The organism is Idiomarina rhizosphaerae, from assembly GCF_024159085.1.
Lineage (GTDB): Bacteria > Pseudomonadota > Gammaproteobacteria > Enterobacterales > Alteromonadaceae > Idiomarina > Idiomarina rhizosphaerae.
In genome coordinates, this window is the sequence record NZ_JAMZDE010000008.1 from 124,942 (window position 1) to 142,862 (window position 17,921).

Genomic DNA, 17,921 nt, shown 5'->3' on the forward strand with positions numbered 1-17,921 from the left:
TATAAGCTGTCCTTATTATTGTGCCGTCAGTTGCTTTAACGTTTGCTGTAAGTTGTCATCCAGAGGGGCCTCAAAAGCCACTTCTTTTCCCGTAACAGGATGCAGAAAACGCAGCTGCCAGGCGTGTAAAAACAGTCTGCTTAACCCAAGCCCGGACATCGTGTTATCGAAATCGGCATCACCATACTTAGGATCTTTCGCTATAGGATGACCGGCATGTAACGCGTGAACGCGAATTTGATGGGTGCGGCCAGTAACCGGCGACGCTTCAACTAATGTCCCTTCCTTATACCTTTGCTGAATTCTGAAACGAGTCAAAGAGGCTTTCCCTTCTGCATCAACCCGTACAATTCTCTCGCCTGATTTTAAGGTGTTCTTTTTTAACGGCGCTTCAACGCTGCGAACCCGCTTTTGCCATTGACCACGAACCAACGCCAGGTATTGCTTATTCATTTCTTTGTTACGCAGCTGTTCATGCAGGTTTCTCAGCACTGAACGTTTTTTAGCAACCAGCAACAAGCCACTGGTGTCCCGGTCTATTCGGTGAACCAGCTCTAAGCTTTTCTCTTTTGGGCGCAACGCTCTTAAGCCTTCAATAAGACCGAACTGCAGCCCGGAGCCGCCATGTACGGCGACTCCTGATGGTTTATTAATTAACATCAACGCATCGTCTTCATAGAGGATCGCGTGCTCCAGAGCCGCAACCTGCTCTAAATTAGCAGACGGAAGGTCAGGCCTCTCACTCACTTTCACCGGAGGAATGCGAATGAGATCCCCTTCCTTCAACTTATAGTCCGGTTTTATCCGTTTTTTATTCGCCCGCACTTCACCTTTACGGACAATTCGGTACACCAAAGACTTAGGTACACCGCGTAATTGCGCAATGAGAAAGTTATCTATTCGCTGCCCTGACTCTTCTGCAGAGACAGTATGCCAGCGTACTTCTTGTTGAATTGTTTTCATGCCGCTATTTTACCATCATCTACAAGATTCAACAGCGAAATTGTTGCTTGTATTTTCAGTGGTTTTCATGGAATAATTAAGTGTCAAAGTCCATCGAAGATGGCAGACGAAGAATATATTTCGCGCAATCGAAATAACAGAGCGACGCATTATCCACATCAGCGTACGGTTTTAAAGTCTAATGAAGTGACTAGCCGAGATGTTGATGGCACGGAGAAGAACACAGCACATTGAATACGCTTTGTTTCATAATCGATTGCAGACGTAAAATTTAGCGACAATATGACACCGAACAGTTGGTGTTATCGGCACAGTCAAACTCATTTTAGTTACACGTTGTAGATGACGGGTAACGCAGGTCCCAAAGGGCCTGCAGCGACAGACGAATTCGATAATTGCACGATCGCCATTGGGGCGTGTCATATTGTGGCCCAAAGAATTGAGTCACAGTAATGAAAAGAATGCTAATTAATGCCACGCAATTAGAAGAGTTGCGTGTTGCGCTGGTTGACGGCCAGCGCCTTTACGATTTAGATATTGAAAGCCCTGGTCACGAACAGAAAAAAGCAAACATATATAAAGGCAAAATCACGCGCATAGAGCCAAGTCTCGAAGCTGCCTTTGTCGATTATGGCGCAGAACGTCACGGCTTCCTCCCTCTTAAAGAAATAGCTAAAACCTATTTTCCGCAAGGTTATACCTTCCAGGGTCGCCCCAACATCAAAGATGTGGTTAAAGAAGGCCAGGAAGTTATTGTTCAAATAGACAAAGAAGAGCGAGGCCAAAAAGGCGCCGCCTTAACTACCTTTGTTTCTCTGGCGGGCAGCTATTTGGTGCTCATGCCGAACAACCCCCGAGCCGGAGGTATATCTCGCCGCATAGAGGGCGATGAACGTTCAGCACTAAAAGAAGCGCTATCCGACCTCAATGTTCCGAAAGAAATGGGACTGATTGTTCGTACCGCTGGTGTAGGCAAGTCAAAAGAAGAGCTCGAGTGGGACTTAAATGTTCTGCTTAATCATTGGGAAGCCATTAGCAAAGCGGCAGACGAGCGCCCTGCTCCTTTCCTTATTCATCAGGAAAGCAACGTTATTTTCCGCGCCTTACGCGATTATCTGCGCCGTGATATCGGTGAAGTTCTCATCGACAGTCCGAAAGTTTACGAGCAAGTCCGTAGTCATATACAGCTTATTCGTCCGGACTTTTTACAACGCGTAAAACAATACGAAGGCGATGTCCCGCTTTTCAGTCACTACCAGATTGAAAGCCAAATTGAATCTGCATTCCAGCGCGAAGTCCGCCTTCCGTCAGGTGGTTCAATTGTTATCGACCCAACCGAAGCACTGACATCCATCGATATTAACTCGTCACGTGCAACTAAAGGTGGCGATATCGAAGAAACGGCATTGCAGACCAACCTTGAAGCAGCCGAAGAAATAGCACGTCAATTGCGTTTACGCGACGTTGGCGGCTTAGTGGTTATCGACTTTATCGATATGACCCCTGCCCGCCATCAACGTGATGTTGAAAACCGTTTGCGCGATAGCTTATCTCAGGACAGAGCGCGCATTCAGGTCGCCCGCATTTCGCGTTTTGGCTTGATGGAAATGTCTCGTCAGCGCCTACGTCCTTCGCTGGGCGAATCAGCAAACAATGTTTGCCCTCGTTGTAATGGCCAGGGAACCATACGTTCGAGCGACTCTTTAGCTCTATCAATCTTGCGTTTGATTGAAGAAGAAGCCATAAAAGACAACACCATTCAGGTGCACGCTCAGGTTCCGGTCGATGTCGCAACTTATTTGCTCAATGAAAAGCGTCAATCCGTAAATCATATTGAAAAACGTCATAACGTGAAAATCGTTATTATCCCGAATCACCATATGGAAACGCCTCACTTTGAAGTGTTACGTATTCGTGATGACGAAGTTCCGGAATCGGCCAGTTTTGAGTTGGTGCAAAAACCGGAGCAAACTGAATCTACGGTTTCTATTACTTTGACTCAGGATAAAGCTAAATTCGAAGAGCCTGCACTAAAAGGCCTTCAGGCACCAAGTGCAGCTCCTACGCCAGCACCGGCTCCTAAAGTTGAAGAGAAAAAAGTAGCCCAACCATCCTTGTTGAGTCGTTTAGCAACCTGGTTCTCTGGCTTGTTTGGTTCAGATGAAGAACAGAAACAGGCTGAAGCTGAGAAAGAAAAAGAACGTAATGCTCAGAACCAGCGGAATCAGCAACGTCGTGGCCGTAATCGCCGCTCAGGGAACCGTCAGCAGCGAGGCCGCAACCAGTCAACGGGTAAGGACAAGGAAGCCAGTAAAGAAAGCACCTCTGCAACTACAGAAGATAAATCAACGGAATCCCGCGATGACGCAGGTAACCGTAATAGTCGCAACCGTAACGATCGCAGACGTCGTGGCCGCAGCAATAAAAATCAGCAGCAGCCAAAACCAGAAGCGGCTAAGAACGAGCAAGTTGATAGCCCGGCTGAAGCAGAAAAGCCAAAAGAGACTAAAGCTGTTCAGGATAAACCACGTCGTCAACGTAAGCCGATTGAAAAATCCGTTCGCGTTTCATCGACTGGCGATTCAGTAGAAGCTAAAGAACCAACGCAGCCAGCTCAAAAGGCTGTTGATGCGTCGACTGATGGTGCAGATACTCAGAAGCCAGCCCAGGCTAAAGAGAAACCAGCACAGCAGTCTGGTTCTGGCAAGAGCGAAAATAAAGCAATTTCTGATAAAGTACTGGATCCGCGTATGCAGGCAGCCGCTGAATTAGTACAAAATCAGGCTCAATCTGCGACTCCGGCAGAACAGAGCGAAGAGAAGAGTGTTGATGAGAGTACGGAAGAGAAAGCGCCTCAAGCGGACACTGAAGCAACTCAACAAACTGAAACCAGTACAGACGAAACAGTAGAAAAGCCTGACACAGCGAAACCTGAAGCTGAGCCTGAAGTGGCATCTGATGACAAAGTAGAAGCATCAGTTGAGCAAGCCAGTGAGCCAGTATCTGAGCCAACTGAAGATGAACAAAGCAATAGCTCTGAAACGGCTGAAGAGGCGCCAAAGCCTACTGAAACAGAAGACGCTGTTGAAGAAAAAGCAGAGCCTAAGGCTGAAGAGAAGAAAAGCAGAGATCGCTCTCGCCGCTCTCCTCGTCATCAACGGGCTGCTGGGCAAAAACGCAAGCAAATGAAAACCGAAGCGGTTATACCTAACCGGTCATTGAGTGGTTCATCATTTTCTGCAATGACAAAGGCAACAGCTGAAGAGCGCAAAGAAGCCTTTAAGGCTCTGCCTGTAGCTTCATCAGATAATCGCCCTCAGTTTGTTAAAGACAGTCGTATCGCCAGTATTTCTCAGGCGCGCTCGACTTCTTATGCCGAAATGGCAAAATGTGATTAAATTCAGCTAAACGAAAGTTTAGTAAGAAAGTAAGAAGGCCGGTAGCAACCAACTACCGGCCTTTTTTATCTCTGGAGTCTGTTCGCCATTACTACTTAATCGTAATGAAGGCTCGGTTTTTCTCTAAAGTTTTAACACCAATACCTTTTACATCAAGTAACTGCTCAACTTCAGTAAAGCCACCCAGCTGTTCTCTTAACTCGATAATCTGCTCAGCCCGTTTCTCACCGACCCCAACCAGGACAGCCGATATCTCTTGTGCTGAACCCGTATTGATATTAACGGTTTTAACCTCTTCAGCCTGTGCTACTGGCGATAAGTTTGGTAAGGCGGATAATGGAGTGGCTTGCGCCCCTGCTGCTAAAAACAGCGATGAGGCAACAAGTATGGGTATCAATTTTAGCTTCATAGTGTCATTCCCTATTGAAAAATCACTGCGTCACTGCAGTAAGGACACTATAGCCGAAGTTTTTTGCCTTATTAGAAGATTACGACATTGCGAAGAGGTAAGTGAGTTATTCTCCTATAGAAGCCAATATCTCCGCAACTCTCGCGGTTGGATCAGCTGCCTGCGTAATGGGTCGCCCAATAACCATGTAATCGACTCCAGCCTCTATTGCGGCTTCTGGTGTCATAACCCGCTTTTGGTCACCCGCGGCGCTGTTGGCAGGTCGGATACCCGGAGTTACAAGCTTAAATGACGTACCCAAATCACGTTTCAGCATGCGAGCTTCCTGAGCAGAACAAACCACTCCGTCCAGACCGGCCTGCTGCGCTAGTTTTGCCAGTTTTAACACTTGCTGTTCCGCAGTTGCCTGGACTCCGGTTTCTGCAAGATCAGAATCACTCATGCTGGTGAGTACCGTCACGGCTATTAATAAAGGAGGCTTATCAAATTGCTTTAATGCATCCCTTGCCGCGCTCATCATTTCGGTACCGCCGCTGGCGTGCACGTTCACTATATCAACACCGATTTTAGCTGCTGAGGTTACCGCCTTAGCCACTGTGTTTGGAATATCATGAAACTTTAAATCTAAAAATACTGAAAAACCTTGCTCAACCTGCTTTTTTACCCAGCTAGGTCCAATAGCGGTAAACAATTCCTTACCCACTTTTAGCCCAACTTTTCCGGCTGGTAATTGACTCACTAAATTGTCAGCGGCTTCCTGTGTCTGGCAATCTAATGCAACATAAATTTTCGGTAACGCCATGTTGTTATTCACCATCTAATCCAAAAATAGGTTTTGTTGTTGCCCAGCTCTTACACGAAGGACAACGCCAATATAAAGTATGTCCGGAGAAACCACAGTGGCGGCACTTATAGTTGGGCCGCTGTACTATGTGCTCGTGAACCATTTTACGCAGTCTCCGGAGGCTGTCACGCGCATTGCCCACATCAGCGGCTCTAATGTGCAACCCCATTAAATGATGGAACCCGCGCATTGTCGGGTGCTGCTCCAGAACATGAGTCATAAAGTGCTCTGCGTCTTCAATACTTTGCGATTCACAAATTTTTTCCGCCAATGTAATAGCAGCTGTTATCCCCGCATTGTGTTCAACGCAACTGTGTAGAAATTCGATAAACGTATGAGTATCCGATGTTTTCTCGTACGCTTCCTCTAGCAAAGGAATGGTTTCGCAAACAAATGATTTGTCCTGTTCGAATACCCGGGTTAAGTAATTAATAGACTCCCCGTACTCCCCTTCTTTCATATAAATTTTTCCCAGGGAGAGAACCGCTCTAACGCAATTACTGTCGTGTTTAAGCGCTTTGCTGTAATGCTTTATTTTACTCGGAATATTGTCGTCTAGTTCGGCAAGCTCGCAATATAACTGAGCGAGAACGACTCGCGCGTGGCTGCTTTGCTTCGCCAGACGCAAAGCTATTTTAATGGCTTTGTCCCATTCGTGTGTGGATTCATAAAGCTCAAGAAGGTGCTTTTGGCTTTTTTCGCGGAATAATTTGTAGCTCTGTAAGCCGGCAAACATTTGTTCAGCGCGGTCATAGATTCCGGCAGAAAGGTAGTCTTTACCCAACTCGTACATAGCCGTTAAGCGATCGTGCTCAGACAGATTGGGAAGTGACGTCAGGTTTTTATGAATTTTTATTGCACGGTCAACCTCGCCTCTGCGGCGAAATAACTTGCCTAAGGTCCAGTGAGTCTCAATGGTTTCGCTGTCGACGTCTAATAACTCGACGAATAAATCAACTGCTTTATCTGGCTGGTCTGACAGCAAAAGGTTGATACCTGTGGCGTACTTTTTGGAGAAACGCTTCTGCTCTTTTCGCTCTTCTGTGCGAACACTATTGCGCCCCATGAACCAGCCATAGGCAGCAGCAATTGGTAAAAGCAGGAAGAGAAGCTCCAACATGAGCCGTTAGCTCTCCTTGTCCAGTTTATTTAAACGCTTAACTAAACGGTTATACCGATAGCGCCAGGATAAACTCGATAAGCAAAGTAATAGAATACCAACCAGAAAACCGCTACCAAAAAAGATAGCAAGCAGCGATGCAACAGCCATTTCTGTTTGCAGCACCAGTAGATTAACAACCACGGTTTGCGGGTTCTGAGCCCCAAAAGCCATTGCTAAAAGAAATATGATTAATACAGGAATGAGAATAAGCAGCTTTTTAAGCATAATTGCTTACCTGTTAGTTATAAAAAAACGGCATGCCAGTATAGCATGCCGTTTTTATCAATCGAGCGTAAAAACTAACTTAATGTATCAACCCTCTCGCGAAGCTCTTTACCCGCTTTAAAATGCGGTACGTATTTCCCATCTAATTCAACAGGATCACCTGTTTTTGGGTTACGACCAACACGAGGAGCCCGATAATGCAGAGAGAAGCTTCCGAAACCCCGAATTTCAACGCGCTTACCTTGCGATAAGGATTGCACCATCTGTTCGAGTATCTCTTTTACCGAAGCTTCAACCTGCTTAGGAGGTAACTCGTGCTTCAAAGTTAACCTTTCAATCAGCTCTGATTTAGTCATCATTACCTCCTTCTAATTGACTGCAAAATTACAGTAAATTATTCGTCGTCAGTTTTTGCAGCTTTAAAGGCTTCAGCCATTGCGCTGTTAAGACCAGAACCACTGTCCTGTTGCTTATTAACGCTTTCAACCGCTTCTTTCTCTTCAACTTCGTCTTTCGCACGGATAGACAAGCTCAGAGTACGGTTTTTACGGTCAACGCCCATGAAGCGAGCTTCAATAGAATCACCAACGCTCAGTTCAGTGCTTGCATCTTCAACGCGGTCGCGTGAAATGTCTGCGGCACGAACATAACCTTCAACGCTTTCAGCTAATTCAACTTTAGCGCCTTTAGCGTCTACTTCAGTAACTGTACCTGTAACAATAGCACCTTTTTTATTGGCCGCCAGGTAGTTATTGAAAGGGTCTTCTTCAAGCTGCTTAATACCCAGAGAAATACGTTCACGTTCAGCATCAACCTGCATGACTACAGCGGTAACTTCTTCACCTTTTTTGTAATCACGAACAGCTTCTTCGCCAGTAGCGTTCCAGCTAATGTCTGACAAGTGAACCAAACCATCAATACCGCCGTCAAGACCGATGAAGATACCAAAGTCAGTGATTGACTTGATCTTACCAGTAACTTGCTCGCCTTTATTGTGGTTCTTAGCAAACTCTTCCCATGGGTTAGGCTTGCACTGTTTAAGGCCTAGTGAAATGCGACGACGTTCTTCGTCAATTTCCAGAACCATAACTTCAACAGTGTCGTCCAGGTTAACCACTTTAGAAGGATGAACGTTTTTGTTAGTCCAGTCCATTTCTGATACGTGAACAAGACCTTCAACACCCTCTTCGATTTCGACGAAGCAACCGTAATCAGTCAAGTTCGTAACACGACCAGTTAAACGATGCCCTTCTGGGTAGCGGTTTGCGATATCAGCCCATGGATCTTCGCCTAACTGCTTAAGGCCAAGAGATACACGAGTGCGTTCACGGTCAAACTTCAATACTTTAACAGTGATTTCATCGCCAACGTTTACGATTTCACTTGGGTGCTTAACGCGTTTCCAAGCCATATCGGTAATGTGCAATAAGCCATCGACGCCGCCTAAATCAACGAACGCGCCGTAGTCAGTCAGGTTCTTAACGATACCCTGAACTTCCTGGCCTTCCTGCAAGTTTTCAAGCAGCTCTTCACGCTCTGCACTGTTTTCTTTCTCGATAACAGCACGACGAGATACAACAACGTTGTTGCGTTTCTGATCAAGCTTGATAACTTTGAATTCTAAATCTTTGTTTTCCAGGTGCGTTGTTTCACGTACTGGACGTACATCAACCAGTGAACCAGGCAAGAACGCGCGAACGCCGCCTAAGTCTACTGTAAAGCCACCCTTAACCTTACCAGAGATAATACCGATAACGGTTGCATTGTCTTCGTGTGCTTTTTCCAAAACCAGCCATGCTTCGTAACGTTTCGCTTTTTCGCGAGACAGGATAGTTTCACCGAAGCCGTCTTCGACTGCATCAAGGGCTACGTCAACTACGTCGCCGACGCTGACTTCTAATTCACCTTCTGCATTACGGAATTGTTCTGCTGGAATCGCGCTTTCTGATTTAAGGCCGGCATCAACCAGGATCAAATCTTTTTCGATAGCAACGATAGTACCTTTAACAATGGAGCCCGGGCGTGTTTCAACTTCCTTTAGGCTTTCTTCAAATAATTCTGCAAAATTTTCTGACATAGTAATTAACTTCGCTTATAAATAAGACGTCCACTGAACTTCCGTATACAGCGGGGTTATTAAAATAGTCTGTTCGCATCCTTACAACAGACACCTAATTAAGGTCACCTGACCCTAGCTAGTCTTTGAGAGTTTGCTGTGCGCAAACGTCAATACTTGTTCCAACACGTCCTCTATGGACGTATCAGTGGAATCCAGATACAACGCATCCTCAGCTGGCTTAAGAGGTGCCACCGAGCGATTCGTATCACGATCATCTCTTTCTTTAATTTCGTTCACTAATTGATCAATGTTAGCATCAAAACCTTTTTCCTTCAATTGCTCAAAGCGTCGTCTTGCACGCTCTTCGGCAGAAGCTGTCAAAAAGATTTTGGCATCGGCATCAGTGAAAACGACAGTTCCCATATCACGACCGTCGGCTACCAGACCCGGAAGCTCCTTAAACCCACGCTGGCGGCGCAGTAAAGCTTCTCTGACTCTTGGTAAAGCCGCTATTTTTGACGCCATATTACCCACTTGTTCGGTGCGGATGGTCATGGTCACATCCTCACCTTCAAGAATAATATGTGTCAATGAGCGTTCTTCTTCTGCTTCAAACTTCACATCCAGATGCGCAGCCAAAGCCACCAGGCTTTCTTCATCTTCCGGCGTAAAGTCGTGATGCAAAGCCGCTAATGCCAGCACGCGATAAATCGCACCACTGTCCAGCAAGTGCCATCCTAGCTTTTCAGCCAATAATCGACTGATTGTTCCTTTTCCTGCCCCACTCGGCCCGTCAATCGTAATGACTGGAATATGAGTTGTCATAAAATCCTCTAATTGCTCTGCATTACGCAGCATTTAGCCGCGCAATTATACGCATTTGTAAAAAAATTGCATTAATCAAAGTCAGCGAGTCTAAGAGTTAACTGTGACAGAGCCGTGAAAACTCGGAAAAATAGTCGGGGTAGGTCTTCGCACAACAACCGGGATCATTGATTGTTACGCCAACAGAGGAAAATGCCACCAAGGAAAAGCACATTGCCATGCGGTGGTCGTCATACGTATCAATTGCAGCATGTTGCCAGTGTTTCAGCGGTTCAATACGGAGAAAGTCCTCGCCCTCATCCACTGTGGCACCAAGCTTGCGCAACTCAGTCGCCATAGCATGAAGCCGGTCAGTTTCTTTAACCCGCCAGTTTGCGACATTACGAATTGTCGTCGGCTTATTTGCGAATAAAGCCAGTGGCGCGACTGTCATTGCCGCATCGGGAATATCATTAAAGTCCTGGTCAATGCCCTGTACACTTCCTGTGCCGGATACGGTAATGCTATTTTTATGGTAGCTCACTGACGCGCCCATGGCTTCTATGACTTCGGCAAAACGTTTGTCGCCCTGAATAGAGTTTTTACCAACACCGATAATCTCAACCGGACCTTTACCTAACAACGCGGCAGCCATCCAATAAGACGCAGCACTGGCATCGCCTTCGACCCAGTATTCGCCGGGCGACTGATAGCATTGCCCACCGGTAATAGCGTAGCGCTGAGGAGAGCATTCTTTTATCGAAATGCCAAAGTCTGCGAGCATTTGCAGCGTCAGTTCAATGTAAGGCCGTGAAACCACATTCCCTTTTAATGTCAGGGTTGAATTACCGGGCAGTAACGGAAGCGCCATCAGCAAGGCCGAGATAAACTGGCTGGATACCGAACCATCAATTTCAAAGTGACCCGACTTTAAACCAGAAGTCATTTCTAAAGGAGGAAACCCTGTCTCACCCAGATAGTTAACCCCGGCACTCTGAGGCTGTAAAGCATCAACTAAGTGCTTAACCGGGCGCTCATGCATTCGGGCATCACCTTTTAACACTACCGCTTGATGTTCGCTTTTTAATGTTGCCGCTAACACGGCTATGAGCGGCCGCATTGCCGTACCGGCGTTTCCCAGATAGAGATCAGAAGCAGATTTGTTCCAATGCCCTCCTAAACCATGCACCCGGGTAGTGAGTTTGTCATCTTCAAAGCTCACTCCCAATGCATTAAGAGCTTCACGCATGCGGCTAGTGTCATCGCTAACCAGTAAATTATGTAAGGTGACGGGAGTCTGGCATAAAGCAGCCATAAGCAATGCCCGGTTAGCAATGCTTTTTGAACCGGGTAAGGTGACAGTACCGCGACAATGCTGTCGCGGCTCTAACTGAATAGAATTAACCACGCAGCTTTTTCATTGCCTTAATAAAGGCTTGATTTTCTTCAGGCAGGCCAATGCTGACACGTAAATGATTAGGCAACTCATAGCCACCTACAGGACGTACAATAACGCCTTCATGAAGAAGCTCGTCATAAAGCTTCTCAGCATCGGGCCCAACTTCTATGGTTAAAAAGTTACCATAAGATGGAATGTAGTTAAGTCCTGAATCTTCACAAAAGTCAGTTAACTGCTTCATACCCTGTGCGTTTAATTCAACGGCTTTTTGCAAATAGGCATGATCATCTAATACCACTTCAGCCGCTTTCAGTGACAACGAGTTCATATTGAACGGCTGACGAATACGGTTAAGGACATCTGCCACACCTTCGTCGCTGACGACGTAGCCTGCGCGCAAACCGGCTAAGCCATAAGCTTTAGAAAACGTCCGGCTAACCACCAGGTTAGGATATTCTATTATCCACTCTACCGACGGCGCTCGTTCGTCTTCCGGCACATATTCGTAATAAGCTTCATCCAGAACCACAATAATATGCTGCGGTATTTTATCCAGGAAGCTTTTCAGTGCTGAGGTTGATAAAAACGTACCCGTTGGGTTATTCGGGTTAGCAATAAAAATCATCTTGGTTTTATCGGTAACGGCTTTTGCCATACCATCAAGATCGTGCCCGTAATCTACTGCGGGAACAGCAACAGGTTTAGCACCAATAGCCTGAGTCACCAGCGGATACACTACAAATGCGTGTTGTGAGAAAATAACTTCGTCTTTATCCGACACAAAGGTACGGGCTAAAATTTCCAGAACATCGTTAGAGCCGTTACCCAGAGTTATTTGCTGCGTTCCAACTTCATGTAACTCAGCCAGACGGCTTTTAAGGTAGTAACCGTTAGCATCGGGGTAACGCACTAAATCAGTTAACTCGGCTTCCAGCGCGGTTTTTACTTTGTCACTCAAACCCAGAGGGTTCTCATTTGAAGCCAGCTTAACCACGTGCTGCAGACCTAACTCACGCTGTAATTCAGACGTAGGCTTACCTGCCTGATACGGACGTAATTGCTTCACTCCGGGATTAACCAGTTCTAATGCATTAAATTCTGCCATAGCGATTCACTACCTTTTTTTATTCTATTTATTCAGCCAAGCTTGCGCTCGAAATCTGCCATATAACTTAGCAATGCTTCTACGCCTTCCACCGGCATTGCGTTATAAATACTAGCTCTCATACCACCGACAAAGCGATGGCCTTTTAAACCCAGTAAGCCTTCTTCTTTGGCGCCTTTTAAAAACGCTTCATCGAGTTTGTCGTCGGCCAACTGGAAAGGAACATTCATAATTGAGCGATAAGCGGGGTTAATTTTATTGCTGTAAAAATCGGACTTATCGACAAAGTCATAGATAAGCTGCGCTTTATGACGATTGCGTTCGCCCATAGAGGTTAGTCCGCCCTGAGCTTTTAGCCACTTGAATACCAACCCAGCCAGGTACCAGGCAAAGGTGTTGGGCGTGTTGTACATAGACCCGTCTTTCGCCTGAAGCTGGTAATCCATAATAGACGACACCTGCTTCTGCGGCTCGCCTAATAGAGACTTTTTAACAATGGCAATGGCAAAGCCGGAAGGACCTATGTTCTTCTGAGCTCCAGCATATATGACGCCAAACTTAGAGACATCCAGTGGTTCAGAAAGGATGTTCGATGACATATCGGCGACAATTGGCGCTTTTACATCAGGAATCTCATGCAACGCAATACCATCGACGGTTTCATTAGGACAATAATGAAAATAGGCGGCATTTTCAGACAATTTCCAGTCTTTTGGAGACTGAATTTCTTTGCCTTTAGCGCCTTCCTGAACTTGCCCGGCAACATTCACTCTGGAAACAAACTTCTCGGCTTCCCGGATAGCAAAACCGGACCAAATTCCTGTATCCAGATAATCTACGGTGGCATCCGGTGACGCAATATTTTGCGGAACCGCAGAAAACTGGCCGCGTCCACCGCCCTGCAAAAAGAGGACTTCATAGTCATCAGGTACGTTTAACAGGTCGCGCAGGTCTTGCTCAGCTTCACGTGCCATATGAACATAAGCAGGGTCGCGATGAGAAATTTCCATTACCGACACACCCTGCCCATTCCAATTCAATAACTCTTCCTGGGCTTGCTTCAAAACGTCGACCGGCAGCATTGCCGGTCCGGCAGAAAAGTTAAACAACTGACTCATGACTCGTCGGAACCTTCTTGATTTTCGGTATTGTCTTCAGCTGCGGTTTCACCTTCTTCAGCAACCTCGCCGTCAATTAACACTTCATCTTCATCAATTTCATCAATTCGCTGCAGGCCAACGACTTTTTCGTCATCGGCGGTGCGAATTAAGCGCACGCCCTGAGTGTTACGGCCAACGGTTGAAACCTCGTTGACGCGAGTTCTTACCAGAGTGCCTTTATTACTGATAAGCATGATTTCATTGCCGTCAATAACTTCCATGGCACCTACAACTGAACCATTACGTTCGCTGACTTTAATAGAGACAACACCTTTGGTGGCACGACTCTTAGCCGGATATTCAGTTAGCGGCGTACGTTTGCCGTAACCGTTTTCAGTCACGGTTAATACATTCGCTTCTTCCTCTTCGTATTCGCGAGGAACAATCAGTGATACAACACGCTGCCCGTCTTCCAGGCGAATACCACGTACACCAGTGGCGGTACGGCCCATTGAACGCACCTGCTCTTCAGCAAAACGCACCACTTTACCAGCGTCAGAGAACAGCATGATTTCTCCGTTACCGTCAGTGATATCAACACCAATCAGTTCGTCGTCATCAACCAGGTTCAGTGCAATGATGCCGCCGTTACGAGGACGTGAGTACTCTGGTAATGGCGTTTTCTTAATTGTGCCTTTGCGCGTTGCCATAACAACGAATTTATCTTCCGGATAGTCCCGTGTTGGCAGAATAGCGGTAATACGCTCGTCGGCTTCCAGCGGTAACAAGTTCACTATTGGTTTACCACGAGACGCACGGCTTGCCAGCGGCAACTGGTAAACTTTCATCCAGTAAATACGACCACGGGTTGAGAAGCATAAAATGGTGTCATGCGTGTTCGCTACCCAGAGTCTTTCTATAAAGTCTTCGTCTTTCATCTTAGTGGCGGCTTTACCTTTACCACCACGACGTTGTGCCTCGTACTCAGTCAGAGGCTGATACTTCACATAGCCTTCGTGAGAAAGTGTCAGAACAACGTCTTCTTCGTTGATTAAATCTTCCATGCTGATGTCGTGTGCAGCAGCAGTAATATCCGTTTTACGCTCATCACCGAAGTTGTTACGTATTTCTACCAGTTCTTCACGAATCACTTCCATCAGGCGTTCTGAGCTGTTCAGGATATGCAGCAGTTCAGCAATCTGCTCTAACAGGCCTTTGTATTCATCCAGAATTTTTTCGTGCTCTAAACCGGTCAGTTTGTGCAGGCGTAAATCCAGAATAGCCTGAGCCTGTTCTTCGGTCAGGTGATAGTTACCATCGCGAATGCCGTATTCTTCCGGCAGATGATCAGGACGCGCAGCATCAACGCCGGCAGTTTCCAGCATTGCGGCAACATCACCCAGCTGCCATGCGCAGGCAATTAGTCCAGCTTTAGCTTCAGCAGGCGTTGGTGAGCGACGGATAAGTTCAATAATTTCGTCGATATTAGCCAGCGATATCGCCAGACCCTCCAAAATATGAGCCCGTTCACGTGCCTTACGTAATTCGTAGACTGAGCGACGCGTGACTACTTCGCGACGGTGACGAATAAAGCAGTCCAGCATGTCACGCAGGTTAAACAAGCGCGGCTGACCTTTATCCAGGGCAACCATGTTGATGCCAAAGACAACCTGTAACTGAGTATTAGCGTACAAATGGTTAAGAACAACTTCGCCAACATCACCACGACGAATTTCAATAACGATACGCATACCGTCTTTGTCAGACTCATCACGCAGTGCACTTATACCTTCAACGCGTTTTTCTTTAACCAGCTCAGCAATTTTTTCAATTAAGCGAGCTTTATTCACCTGATACGGAATTTCCGTAACAATGATGGTTTCTTTACCCGTTTTCTCATCAACTTCAATTTCAGCCTGAGCGCGCAAATGAATACGGCCACGACCCGTTTTATAAGCTTCGACAATACCGCTACGGCCAGAAATTGTCGCCGCTGTCGGGAAGTCCGGTCCCGGGATGTATTCCATTAACCCTTCAACATCAATCTCCGGGTTATCAATCATGGCAAGTGAACCGTCGATAACTTCGGTCAGGTTATGTGGTGGAATATTGGTTGCCATACCAACGGCAATACCGGAAGAACCGTTAACTAATAGGTTAGGTACGCGGGTAGGCAGAACGTCTGGAATACGCTCAGTACCATCATAGTTGTCTACAAAATCAACCGTTTCTTTATCTAAATCGGCGAGTAACTGATGCGCAATTTTCGCCATGCGAATTTCGGTATAACGCATCGCGGCAGCGGAATCGCCGTCAACCGAACCAAAGTTACCCTGGCCGTCGACCAGCATATAACGCAAGGAGAAGTTCTGTGCCATACGTACAATAGTGTCGTAAACAGCACTATCACCGTGCGGGTGATATTTACCAATAACGTCACCAACGACACGAGCTGACTTTTTATAAGGTTTATTAAAGTCGTTGCGCAATTCGTTCATTGCGAACAAGACTCGTCTGTGTACTGGCTTCAGGCCGTCACGAACATCTGGTAAAGCACGCCCAACAATGACGCTCATGGCATAATCGAGGTACGAGCTCTTTAGTTCGTCTTCGATATTTACCGGTGACACTTCTCTGCCTAGATCGCTCATAGTTTATTCCCTAAATATAGATCCGCATATTCATTGTTATTTTGATCCAATCATTGTACCCATCCCAAACGCGTCTCGCACCCTCTTTTTCTTATTCTTTGCCTGAGGTAGACTAGCCGCGTTATCCATCTCTTAAAGACGCATAATCTATGACCACCAGTCGCTCTAAAAGTGAACAAAAAAACGTCGATCCGGAAGAGATCGCAAAATTTTCAGCCCTTGCCTCGCGCTGGTGGGCCCCCGATGGAGAATTCAAACCCTTACATAAAATAAACCCCGTTCGGCTGGGATTTATTGAAAACCATACTGAAGGCCTGTTCGGTAAAAAGGTATTAGATGTCGGCTGTGGTGGTGGGTTACTGAGCGAAGCTATGGCTGAGCGCGGCGCTCAGGTTACAGGGGTTGATTTAGCCGAACAGTCATTAAAAGTGGCACGTTTGCACGCCTTAGAAAGCGGGCGTCAAATCGACTACCAATGCATTGCTATCGAAACTCTGGCGCAACAGCAGCCAGCAAGCTTTGATGTGGTGACTTGTCTGGAGATGCTAGAGCATGTACCTGACCCTGAAGCTATTGTAAAAGCCTGTGCTAAAGCACTAAAACCTGGCGGGAAGATCTTTTTTTCCACGCTAAACCGGAATGTAAAGTCCTGGCTGTTAGGTATTGTTGCCGCTGAGCATGTTTTAGGCTGGGTTCCCAAAGGAACTCATCAGCATCAACGTTTTATCAAACCATCAGAGCTACTGCGTATGACAGATGCCGCCGCGTTAGAAGATATCGCCATTAATGGTCTTATCTTTAATCCACTGAAAGGCTTTGTTCTTTCAGAAAAAGATGTTGATGTGAATTACATTATCGCTTTAAAGAAGCCGGAGTCATAAATGGCCTCATCAGACAAAAACTCTCCGGTAAAGGCGGTGTTATTCGATTTGGATGGCACGCTGCTTGATACAGCCCCAGATCTGGGTGCTGCACTGAACGCCGTATGCGAACAATACGAACGCCCTGCCGTTACGGCTGAGGTGTTTACTCCAGTCGCGTCCCATGGTTCCAGAGGTATGCTGCAGCTAGCTTTTGCCAATGAGTACAGCGACATGGAAGCCGAACTGCGACACGCTTTTCTCAGTGCCTATAAAGAGAATATAGCTACTCATACGCAACCCTATCCCGGAGTTCTGGAGCTACTTGCGGTGCTGCAGCGTGAATCCATTCAGGTTGCCATAGTCACCAATAAACCAGAGCGGCTCACTCAACAATTACTGCCTCACTTTCCGGAGTTTGAAGCTATTCGCGTGGTCGTAAGCGGTGATACCTTAAGCGTGGCGAAACCCTCGCCGGAACCTTTATTCTATGCAGCTGAAAAACTGGGAATAGAACCTGCTGACTGTCTTTATGTCGGAGACGCAGAACGGGATATCGAAGCCGGTCGCAATGCCGGCATGGTTACGGTGCTTGCCGAATATGGCTATATTAGCAATGAGGATCAGCCACAACGCTGGCAAGCCGACTATCATATCGCCTCACCACTGGAGTTACTTAAGTTACTTGCTATTGATAACTCTTGATCTATAAACATGTTTTGAAAGATCAAAAAAATATATAGCAGAATTACCAGCGCAAACTCACGCCAAACATAGGCTGACAAAAAATCAAGATTTCTAAATCAAAATTATTCCTGTTTTTGCCCGTAAATTTACTTGATCGAAGTGGCAGTTAGACCTAGCATACTCTTCATTCCCAAGACACTAGATATTGTGTAATTATCGCCCTGTACAACTAATAAGCACAATATCTTGTGGCTA

At 46.4% G+C, this 17,921-nt stretch carries 15 protein-coding genes; 3 read left to right on the forward strand and 12 right to left on the reverse strand.

Annotated features, from left to right (window positions below; genetic code table 11):
• Positions 1–15: 15 nt before the first annotated feature.
• The gene (gene rluC, locus NJR55_RS10930; protein WP_253619979.1) at positions 16–963 is read right to left on the reverse strand and encodes a 23S rRNA pseudouridine(955/2504/2580) synthase RluC; all 948 of its coding nucleotides are present in this window, start codon (positions 961–963) and stop codon (positions 16–18) included.
• 452 nt (positions 964–1,415) lie between these two features.
• On the opposite strand from rluC, the gene rne reads away from it, so the two are divergent.
• Complete coding sequence (rne, locus tag NJR55_RS10935; RefSeq protein WP_253619980.1) at positions 1,416–4,361, forward strand: ribonuclease E; 2,946 nt, start codon at positions 1,416–1,418, stop codon at positions 4,359–4,361.
• Positions 4,362–4,452: 91 nt separating this feature from the next.
• Here the strand turns inward: rne and NJR55_RS10940 are convergent, their stop codons facing one another.
• The 11 genes from NJR55_RS10940 to gyrA form a co-directional block, all read right to left on the reverse strand.
• Entirely contained in the window at positions 4,453–4,770 is a 318-nt protein-coding gene (locus NJR55_RS10940; protein WP_253619981.1) for a ComEA family DNA-binding protein, read from the reverse strand.
• Between the two features lie 106 nt (positions 4,771–4,876).
• Positions 4,877–5,572, reverse strand: a complete 696-nt coding sequence (gene pyrF / locus NJR55_RS10945) for an orotidine-5'-phosphate decarboxylase (RefSeq protein ID WP_253619982.1) — start codon at positions 5,570–5,572, stop codon at positions 4,877–4,879.
• Positions 5,573–5,576: 4 nt separating this feature from the next.
• Positions 5,577–6,734 (reverse strand): lipopolysaccharide assembly protein LapB, encoded by a 1,158-nt coding sequence (lapB, locus tag NJR55_RS10950; protein WP_253619983.1) that lies wholly within the window; start codon positions 6,732–6,734, stop codon positions 5,577–5,579.
• A gap of 6 nt (positions 6,735–6,740) precedes the next feature.
• Entirely contained in the window at positions 6,741–7,001 is a 261-nt protein-coding gene (locus tag NJR55_RS10955) for a lipopolysaccharide assembly protein LapA domain-containing protein (RefSeq protein WP_011234599.1), read from the reverse strand.
• Positions 7,002–7,075: 74 nt separating this feature from the next.
• Entirely contained in the window at positions 7,076–7,357 is a 282-nt protein-coding gene (gene ihfB, locus NJR55_RS10960) for an integration host factor subunit beta (RefSeq protein WP_011234600.1), read from the reverse strand.
• A gap of 38 nt (positions 7,358–7,395) precedes the next feature.
• A complete protein-coding gene (gene rpsA, locus NJR55_RS10965) occupies positions 7,396–9,078 on the reverse strand; it encodes a 30S ribosomal protein S1 (RefSeq protein WP_253619984.1) in 1,683 nt (560 codons plus the stop codon).
• Positions 9,079–9,192: 114 nt separating this feature from the next.
• Positions 9,193–9,885 carry a (d)CMP kinase gene (gene cmk, locus NJR55_RS10970; protein ID WP_253620441.1) on the reverse strand — a complete coding sequence of 231 codons (693 nt, stop codon included), beginning with the start codon at positions 9,883–9,885 and terminating at the stop codon, positions 9,193–9,195.
• Positions 9,886–9,982: 97 nt separating this feature from the next.
• A complete protein-coding gene (gene aroA, locus NJR55_RS10975; RefSeq protein WP_253619985.1) occupies positions 9,983–11,272 on the reverse strand; it encodes a 3-phosphoshikimate 1-carboxyvinyltransferase in 1,290 nt (429 codons plus the stop codon).
• On the reverse strand, positions 11,265–12,368 hold the full coding sequence (hisC, locus tag NJR55_RS10980; protein WP_253619986.1) for a histidinol-phosphate transaminase: 1,104 nt from the start codon (positions 12,366–12,368) through the stop codon (positions 11,265–11,267). The genes aroA and hisC overlap by 8 nt, the downstream gene beginning before the upstream one ends.
• A 32-nt stretch (positions 12,369–12,400) precedes the next feature.
• Positions 12,401–13,486, reverse strand: a complete 1,086-nt coding sequence (serC, locus tag NJR55_RS10985; RefSeq protein WP_253619987.1) for a 3-phosphoserine/phosphohydroxythreonine transaminase — start codon at positions 13,484–13,486, stop codon at positions 12,401–12,403.
• The gene (gyrA, locus tag NJR55_RS10990) at positions 13,483–16,119 is read right to left on the reverse strand and encodes a DNA gyrase subunit A (RefSeq protein WP_253619988.1); all 2,637 of its coding nucleotides are present in this window, start codon (positions 16,117–16,119) and stop codon (positions 13,483–13,485) included. Before gyrA ends, serC begins: the two co-directional genes overlap by 4 nt.
• Before the next feature lie 149 nt (positions 16,120–16,268).
• Between gyrA and ubiG the strand changes: the two genes are divergently transcribed.
• Both ubiG and NJR55_RS11000 read left to right on the forward strand, forming a co-directional pair.
• Positions 16,269–17,000 (forward strand): bifunctional 2-polyprenyl-6-hydroxyphenol methylase/3-demethylubiquinol 3-O-methyltransferase UbiG, encoded by a 732-nt coding sequence (gene ubiG / locus NJR55_RS10995; RefSeq protein WP_253619989.1) that lies wholly within the window; start codon positions 16,269–16,271, stop codon positions 16,998–17,000.
• Complete coding sequence (locus tag NJR55_RS11000; RefSeq protein WP_253619990.1) at positions 17,001–17,684, forward strand: HAD family hydrolase; 684 nt, start codon at positions 17,001–17,003, stop codon at positions 17,682–17,684. It abuts the gene before it with no gap.
• Positions 17,685–17,921: the final 237 nt, after the last annotated feature.

Excerpts from the sequence above, each read along its gene's own strand:
- rluC (WP_253619979.1), bottom strand. The coding sequence starts at position 963 with ATGAAAACAATTCAACAAGAAGTACGCTGGCATACTGTCTCTGCAGAA.
- rne (WP_253619980.1), top strand. The coding sequence starts at position 1,416 with ATGAAAAGAATGCTAATTAATGCCACGCAATTAGAAGAGTTGCGTGTT.
- NJR55_RS10940 (WP_253619981.1), bottom strand. The coding sequence starts at position 4,770 with ATGAAGCTAAAATTGATACCCATACTTGTTGCCTCATCGCTGTTTTTA.
- pyrF (WP_253619982.1), bottom strand. The coding sequence starts at position 5,572 with ATGGCGTTACCGAAAATTTATGTTGCATTAGATTGCCAGACACAGGAA.
- lapB (WP_253619983.1), bottom strand. The coding sequence starts at position 6,734 with ATGTTGGAGCTTCTCTTCCTGCTTTTACCAATTGCTGCTGCCTATGGC.
- NJR55_RS10955 (WP_011234599.1), bottom strand. The coding sequence starts at position 7,001 with ATGCTTAAAAAGCTGCTTATTCTCATTCCTGTATTAATCATATTTCTT.
- ihfB (WP_011234600.1), bottom strand. The coding sequence starts at position 7,357 with ATGACTAAATCAGAGCTGATTGAAAGGTTAACTTTGAAGCACGAGTTA.
- rpsA (WP_253619984.1), bottom strand. The coding sequence starts at position 9,078 with ATGTCAGAAAATTTTGCAGAATTATTTGAAGAAAGCCTAAAGGAAGTT.
- cmk (WP_253620441.1), bottom strand. The coding sequence starts at position 9,885 with ATGACAACTCATATTCCAGTCATTACGATTGACGGGCCGAGTGGGGCA.
- hisC (WP_253619986.1), bottom strand. The coding sequence starts at position 12,368 with ATGGCAGAATTTAATGCATTAGAACTGGTTAATCCCGGAGTGAAGCAA.
- serC (WP_253619987.1), bottom strand. The coding sequence starts at position 13,486 with ATGAGTCAGTTGTTTAACTTTTCTGCCGGACCGGCAATGCTGCCGGTC.
- gyrA (WP_253619988.1), bottom strand. The coding sequence starts at position 16,119 with ATGAGCGATCTAGGCAGAGAAGTGTCACCGGTAAATATCGAAGACGAA.
- ubiG (WP_253619989.1), top strand. The coding sequence starts at position 16,269 with ATGACCACCAGTCGCTCTAAAAGTGAACAAAAAAACGTCGATCCGGAA.
- NJR55_RS11000 (WP_253619990.1), top strand. The coding sequence starts at position 17,001 with ATGGCCTCATCAGACAAAAACTCTCCGGTAAAGGCGGTGTTATTCGAT.